Raw genomic sequence first — 6,392 nt, forward strand, 5'->3', positions numbered from 1 at the left:
TTACGGGGCATTTGCTAAAAAAAGAACCCCGCATAGCGGGGTTCTCATATTCGGAGGCGATCAACCGATATTGCAGGGTTTCAGCTTCCAGATACGATCCACATAGTCTTGGATGGAGCGGTCTGAGTTGAACTTGCCCATGGTGGCCGAGTTGATGATAGCCTTCTTCGCCCACAGTGCCGGATCCCGATACCAGGTATCGATCAGCTTGTGTGCTTCGGAGTAGGAGGCAAAATCGGCCAGCGTCAGGTAGGGATCCCCCCCTTCCAGCAAGGAGCGCTTGATGGCGGAAAGCTCGCCCGGACGACCCGGCGTGAAGTAGTCGGTATCAAACCAGTCCAGCACGGCTTTGAGCTCGGAGTCGGCATAGTAGAAGTCGTACGGGTTGTAACCGCGCGCCTTCAGCGACTTCACCTCGTCCACGTTCAGACCGAAGATGGCACAGTTTTCGGCACCCGCCTCTTCAGCGATCTCGATGTTGGCTCCATCCAGCGTCCCGATGGTGATCGCACCGTTGAGCGCCATCTTCATGTTGCCGGTACCGGAGGCTTCATAACCTGCCGTGGAGATCTGCTCGGAGACATCTGCCGCCGGGATCAGCTTTTCGGCCAGGCTCACGCGGTAGTTCGGCATGAACACCACTTTCAACTTGCCCTGGATGCGGGCGTCATTGTTCACCCGATCCGCCAGTTTGTTGATGGCGTAAATGATGTCTTTGGCCAGCTTGTAACCGGGCGCAGCCTTGGAGCCGAAAATGAACACCCGCGGATGCATGTCATAGTCCGGGTTGGCCAGCAGGCGACGATACAGCGCCATGATGTGGATAAGGTTCAGCTGCTGGCGCTTGTACTCGTGCAGACGCTTGATCTGGATGTCAAAGATCGCCTCGGCGCTGACATCAATACCGGTCTCTGCCTTGATAACCTTGACCAGTTTCTCCTTGTTATGACGCTTGATGGTCATAAACTGCTGCTGAAACGCCTTATCATCTGCAAACTTCGCCACCCCACGCAGTTTGTCCAGTTGCAGCGGCCACTCTTTGCCAACCACTTCGGTATACAGCCCGGCCAGCTCTGGGTTACAAGCCAACAGCCAGCGACGCGGTGTCACCCCGTTGGTGACATTGCACAGCTTCTGAGGCCACAGCTCGCCATACTCGGGGAAGAGGTCCTCTTTCACCAGTTTGGAGTGGATCTCGGCTACGCCGTTCACTTTGGAAGAACCGATGACACACAGGTTGCCCATCCGTACCTTGCGCACCGCCCCCTCTTCGATGATGGAGAGCTTGGCCTTGATGGCATCGTTACCCGGCCACTTGGGCTCCACCAGCTCGCCCAGGAAACGGGCGTTGATTTCGTAAATGATTTCCAGATGGCGCGGCAGCACCTTCTCGAACAGGCTGACCGACCACTTCTCCAGTGCTTCAGGCAGCAAAGTGTGGTTGGTGTAGGAGAACACCTGATAGCAGATGGCCCAAGCGGCCTCCCAGTTCAGATCTTCCTCGTCCACCAGTACCCGCATCAGTTCGGGGATAGCCACCGCCGGATGCGTATCGTTGAGCTGAATAGCAATTTGCGCGGCAAAGTTGCTGAAATCGGCGCCATGCACCCGCTTGTAGCGGCGCATGATGTCCTTGATAGAGCAGGCGCAGAAGAAGTACTGCTGGATCAGACGCAGCTCTTTGCCCGCATCGGTATCATCGTTCGGATAGAGCACCTTGGAGATAGTTTCTGCCTGGGCTTTTTCAGCCTGAGAGTCGATGTAACCACCGGCGTTGAATACGTCCCAGTCGAAAAACTCGGAGGCGCGGGATTCCCACAGACGCAGGATGTTGACAGTGTGGCCGCCAAATCCGACGACAGGGATATCCCAAGGCACCCCTTTGATCTTGCGACCGGCATGCCATACTTTTTTCAGGCCACCCTTGTCACCGAATACCGTCTCCACATAGCCGTAGAGCGGGATCTCTTGAACGGATTCCGGACGGCAAATTTCCCAAGGGTTACCGTATTCACGCCAGGAGTCCGGACGCTCGATCTGGCGGCCATCCTGGATCTCCTGACGGAACAGACCGTGTTCGTAATGGAGTCCATAGCCGACCGCCGGATAGTTGAGGGTTGCCAGCGAGTCGATAAAGCAGGCAGCCAGACGGCCCAAACCGCCATTACCAAGGGCCATGTCAGGCTCTTGCTCGCAAAGATCAGTCAGCTCCAGACCGAGCTCACCCAACGCTTCTTCACAAGCCTTGTACAGAGAGAGGTTGTGCAGGTTGTTGGAGGTCAATCGTCCCATCAGGAATTCAGCAGAGAGATAGTGAATTGCACGAGTATCTTTCTTGAAGTGAGTCTGCTGAGTGCGGGTCAGGCGCTCGTACACCTGTTCATTGACGGCCGCAGCAGTGGCTTTCCACCACGCTTCGGGGGAGGCTTTCTGTTCGCTTGTTCCCAAGGTAGAACGCAGGTGACGCACGATACTCGCCTTGAGCTGATCTTTATCCAGTTGGAGATCCTGGTCTGTCTTCTTCTTGGTAGCCATAAACCATATTCCTTCGTTACAAATAAAATTGTTATCCCGCTTGCGGGACCGGCGCTGCTGTTATCTAAAAATATTTACCGACATGAGAATACTAACAAAAGCGGCAGAATTAAAAATTAACGCAAGTCACACTTTAACTGATAAGAACAGCCTGAAAAGCTTGAAAACCCTTTCCTTTAACAGATTACGGAAAAACAAAAAAACCTTTATTATCAAGGCCTTAATTAAAACATGAAAATATTATGGCATGAATAGGTTTTCAGAGATTGCCAAACCTTGAAAATCCCTGAAAATAGACAGCAAGAAGGCGCATTGAAACCGATTTCAATGCGCCTGAAAAATTACAGTATAAATATGAAGCAATCATTGCACCCTCAAAAATGTGCCTTAAACTGATTGCTCAATGGATCGTAATGGTACCCAATCTGATCCAAACGCCCTGCCAACTGTTCTTCACTCATATCGTAATAGGCCAGCAACTCCTCCAACCCGTCACACTCAAGCCTCAGCTTCTCATTGATGATACCCAACAAGATGTTGGCATCCAGACGCTGCAAAGTACTGATATCCATAGCGGCACCTCCTATTAATGACCTGTATAACCATGGGCGGTTACGCAAGGTTTGTCCATAGTACGAAAAGCATCCATCCCGTTTTATATTAAATAACGTTTGAAAACATAACCTTACTAATCATACATGCCAACAGCATCACATTTCTCAGCAAAAACACCTTGTCACTGCCTCAGGATCACAATACTGTATGCATATACAGCTTGGATATTCATACAGGAAACCGTATATGAACCAGCCCCTGCACTCACTGCCCTTTGCGATGAATCGTGTCATGAGCAAACCCTGGCCAACCAGAACCGCCTGCAAAGCGAAGTCAACTCATTATGGTGTGACTATCCAGTCTGATGATCAGTTTCTAAGCGAATTAACCAAGCTGGGTGACTATCAAACCGGCTGGATCTTGTTGATCGCCCCGCCGGGACGCCCCACAGTAAGCCGTCTGAAAGAGCAAGGTATCGATCCCAAGAGAGTGCTGGTGGTACACAGCCCCAAAATCAAGAACTGGCAGCAAACCCTAGAACGCAGTCTGGGAAATGGTCACTGCGCCGCAGTGTTTACCTGGCTACCCGAGCAGATCGAGCTGGATCACGTCAAACTGCAGCGACTGGGGCAGCAATCTGGCGTACTCACCCGCTTCTTTGGCGCGAAACAGGCTAACCTCGGCACACCTCTGCTGGCCTATGCAGAGCAAGATATCTATCTCAATCATTAAGACAAAAAGCGAACGCTCATACAGGCTCCCCCGCTGGTCATAGCGATGGGGCAAGCAATCGAGCGATCACCCCAATGGGAAAGTGCTGGCCGACGCTATCCAGTTGCCGAAGATGACGCCCATCAGGGCGGTCATTCATCGAGATATTATCGGCGTGGTATCCAGCATCACGGTCAGCCGTGGCCCGACAGGGAAATACTATGCGTCCATCCTTTGCGAGGATGGCAGCGAGGCGCCCGCCAAGCCCACCTTCATCACGGAGGTGACGGGCTGTGATATGGGGCTGACCCACTACCTCATTGAGTCGAGCGGCAAAAAGATTGCCAATCCACGCCACCTTATCAACGCCAGTCGCAATCTGCGGCGAAAGCAAAAGGCCCTGTCTCGCAAGAAAAAAGGCAGTGCCAACCGTGGTAAGGCAAGGCGGCAACTGGCAGCGCTGCACGAACGGGTAGCCGATGCCCGCGTTGATTTTCAGCACAAACTCTCCCACACGATGGTTGACGATAGCCAAGCGATCATCGTGGAGACCTTGAAATCAGCGAACATGATGAAAAACCACAAGCTGGCCCGCGCCTGCGTATTCCCACGCATGGCGATGCTGGCTGGCATGGTTTCATCATGAAGCTGGAGTACAAGGCACAAGCGGCGGGTCGCCACCTAATCAAACTCGATCAGTGGTTTGCCAGCTCGAAACTGTGCAGTGATTGCGGTCACAAGATGCCGGAAATGCCACTTCACCAGCGGCAGTGGGCATGTCCGGCGTGTGGTTCGGAGCATGACCGCGACATCAACGCGGCCATGAATATCCAGCAGCAAGGCATATTGGCATTAAAGGCGGCGGGGAGCAGTCACCTGAGACAGAAGCAGAAAGTGAAACCTGAACTGGCCAATCATATAGTCCTAGCATGAAAACCAGCGAGGTTTATTGCCCACAAGAAAACCCGTTTGAGCACTATGACGAGAGTGCAAGTCATTGCATTCATTCGGCCTGATAACGACAATTTTCTTATCGGTGTGACCCTCTCCTTGAAATACCGAGTAACAAGGGGTATAACCACGCGTTTTATCAGGTGTATTAAGTGAGCGGTATGATGCAAACCCCCTTTTGGCAGACCAAAAGTCTGCAGCAGATGACTGAGTCCGAATGGGAATCCCTCTGCGATGGTTGCGGAAAATGCTGCCTCAACAAGCTGATTGATGAGGATACCGACGAGCTGGTATTCACCAATGTCGCCTGCAATCTGCTCAACACCAAGACCTGTCAGTGCTCTGATTACGCCAATCGTTTCAAAAAAGAGCCTGACTGTCTGCAGATCACCCATGACAAGATCGCGGAATATGACTGGCTCCCCTCAACCTGCGCCTATCGCCTGCTGGCTGAAGGTGACGCCCTGCCAGAGTGGCACCCTCTGCTGACTGGCAGTCGCTCCGCGATGCATCAGGCCGGTCAATCCGTCCGTGGCAAGGTCATTCACGAGCATCAGGCGGGTGAATGGATTGATCACATCATCACCTGGGCCAGCTGACACGCTCAATCCGCTATTTTCCAAAGATAGGGCTGCACATTGTGCGGCCCTTGTCATTTCTGCAAACAGGGTTGGTATCCTGGGTGGCTAAAGCTCCACCCATATCTGACAGGTTCAATCTGTGCCATAACCCTGGTGAACTACTCGCAGCTAAAGCAGCGAGCTTCCAAGGGAGCAACCAGTAGCCGCGCCCTTTTCTTTTTTGACGCTTCGTTGGGAGCTGCTGGTTGAGCTTTTGGCTCGGCCAGTCTTACATTTCCCTCCACGTCCAATATCAGCGGCAGCCGTTAACACATCCGCCGCTGATAACTCCGTTCCAGAGTCCAAAATTAACGCAATAGCCCGCTTTTTTATTACCAGAGATGCGTTGTGATCTGCATTGTCAGTATTGCCACACTTGCCGCACACAAAAAGACTTTGTGATTTGCGGTTAGCGAGGTGAATGTTGCCGCAAACGGCACATTCCTGACTGGTGTAAGCAGCGGATATTTTAAAAAACGCCTTGCCTGACTGGTAAGCTTTGTACTTGGTGAAACTTTCCAGTATGTGCCAACCAGAATGCAAGATGGCCTTGTTTAACCCTGCCTTCTGCTTGGCTTTATTTGACAAAAAACGCCCATGCTCATCTTGCTTGGCTTTTGGCCGTCGCGTCATTTGCGCCGTGCGTAGCGCCTCGAATACGAAAATTTTGGCAGGGCTATTAACCAGCGCCCTGCTTGTTTGATGATTAAAATCGCGGCGAATATTGCCTTTTTTGCCGTGATAACCAGAAATCCGGCGCTTGGTTCTGGTGCGGCGGCTAGATCCCTTCTGCTGCCTTGCCAGCTTGCGTTGTAGTCGCTGGAGATAGCGGTCTGCCTTGCTCATGTGGCGTTTCTGGCTGGCCGAGAAGTCGAAACTCAATTCCCCCGCTTGCGCCGGAATGGCAACGCCTCGGTCGATCCCGATGGTGTGTTGCTCAAGAAACTCACGGAGTGAGCCTTGCAGGAAAGCGAGGTGTTCGGCGTTACTGGACAAAGATATTCCTGATTACCCATTACC

7 protein-coding genes are annotated in these 6,392 nt (G+C 52.4%); 4 read left to right on the top strand and 3 right to left on the bottom strand.

Going from position 1 to position 6,392, the window contains the following annotated elements:
• Positions 1–60: 60 nt before the first annotated feature.
• The gene (locus BN1125_RS00005; RefSeq protein WP_042009585.1) at positions 61–2,535 is read right to left on the bottom strand and encodes a glycogen/starch/alpha-glucan phosphorylase; all 2,475 of its coding nucleotides are present in this window, start codon (positions 2,533–2,535) and stop codon (positions 61–63) included.
• A 374-nt stretch (positions 2,536–2,909) separates the two neighbouring features.
• Positions 2,910–3,107 (bottom strand): DUF4250 domain-containing protein, encoded by a 198-nt coding sequence (locus BN1125_RS00010; RefSeq protein ID WP_042009587.1) that lies wholly within the window; start codon positions 3,105–3,107, stop codon positions 2,910–2,912.
• A gap of 229 nt (positions 3,108–3,336) precedes the next feature.
• On the opposite strand from BN1125_RS00010, the gene BN1125_RS00015 reads away from it, so the two are divergent.
• The 4 genes from BN1125_RS00015 (at position 3,337) to BN1125_RS00025 (ending at position 5,351) form a co-directional block, all read left to right on the top strand.
• Complete coding sequence (locus BN1125_RS00015) at positions 3,337–3,822, top strand: cell division inhibitor (RefSeq protein WP_042009589.1); 486 nt, start codon at positions 3,337–3,339, stop codon at positions 3,820–3,822.
• An 82-nt stretch (positions 3,823–3,904) separates the two neighbouring features.
• Entirely contained in the window at positions 3,905–4,447 is a 543-nt protein-coding gene (locus tag BN1125_RS19305; protein WP_052446009.1) for an RNA-guided endonuclease InsQ/TnpB family protein, read from the top strand.
• Positions 4,444–4,734 carry a zinc ribbon domain-containing protein gene (locus BN1125_RS19310; protein WP_052446011.1) on the top strand — a complete coding sequence of 97 codons (291 nt, stop codon included), beginning with the start codon at positions 4,444–4,446 and terminating at the stop codon, positions 4,732–4,734. The genes BN1125_RS19305 and BN1125_RS19310 overlap by 4 nt, the downstream gene beginning before the upstream one ends.
• 182 nt (positions 4,735–4,916) lie before the next feature.
• Positions 4,917–5,351, top strand: a complete 435-nt coding sequence (locus BN1125_RS00025) for a YcgN family cysteine cluster protein (RefSeq protein WP_042009592.1) — start codon at positions 4,917–4,919, stop codon at positions 5,349–5,351.
• A gap of 150 nt (positions 5,352–5,501) precedes the next feature.
• Here the strand turns inward: BN1125_RS00025 and BN1125_RS00030 are convergent, their stop codons facing one another.
• Positions 5,502–6,368, bottom strand: a complete 867-nt coding sequence (locus BN1125_RS00030) for an RNA-guided endonuclease InsQ/TnpB family protein (protein WP_244268439.1) — start codon at positions 6,366–6,368, stop codon at positions 5,502–5,504.
• Positions 6,369–6,392: the final 24 nt, after the last annotated feature.

Source organism: Aeromonas fluvialis (genome assembly GCF_000819885.1).
In the GTDB taxonomy this organism is placed as follows: domain Bacteria; phylum Pseudomonadota; class Gammaproteobacteria; order Enterobacterales; family Aeromonadaceae; genus Aeromonas; species Aeromonas fluvialis.

Bases quoted from the DNA above. Each gene is read 5' to 3' on its own strand.
- BN1125_RS00005 (WP_042009585.1), bottom strand. From the start codon at position 2,535: ATGGCTACCAAGAAGAAGACAGACCAGGATCTCCAACTGGATAAAGAT.
- BN1125_RS00010 (WP_042009587.1), bottom strand. From the start codon at position 3,107: ATGGATATCAGTACTTTGCAGCGTCTGGATGCCAACATCTTGTTGGGT.
- BN1125_RS00015 (WP_042009589.1), top strand. From the start codon at position 3,337: ATGAACCAGCCCCTGCACTCACTGCCCTTTGCGATGAATCGTGTCATG.
- BN1125_RS19310 (WP_052446011.1), top strand. From the start codon at position 4,444: ATGAAGCTGGAGTACAAGGCACAAGCGGCGGGTCGCCACCTAATCAAA.
- BN1125_RS00025 (WP_042009592.1), top strand. From the start codon at position 4,917: ATGCAAACCCCCTTTTGGCAGACCAAAAGTCTGCAGCAGATGACTGAG.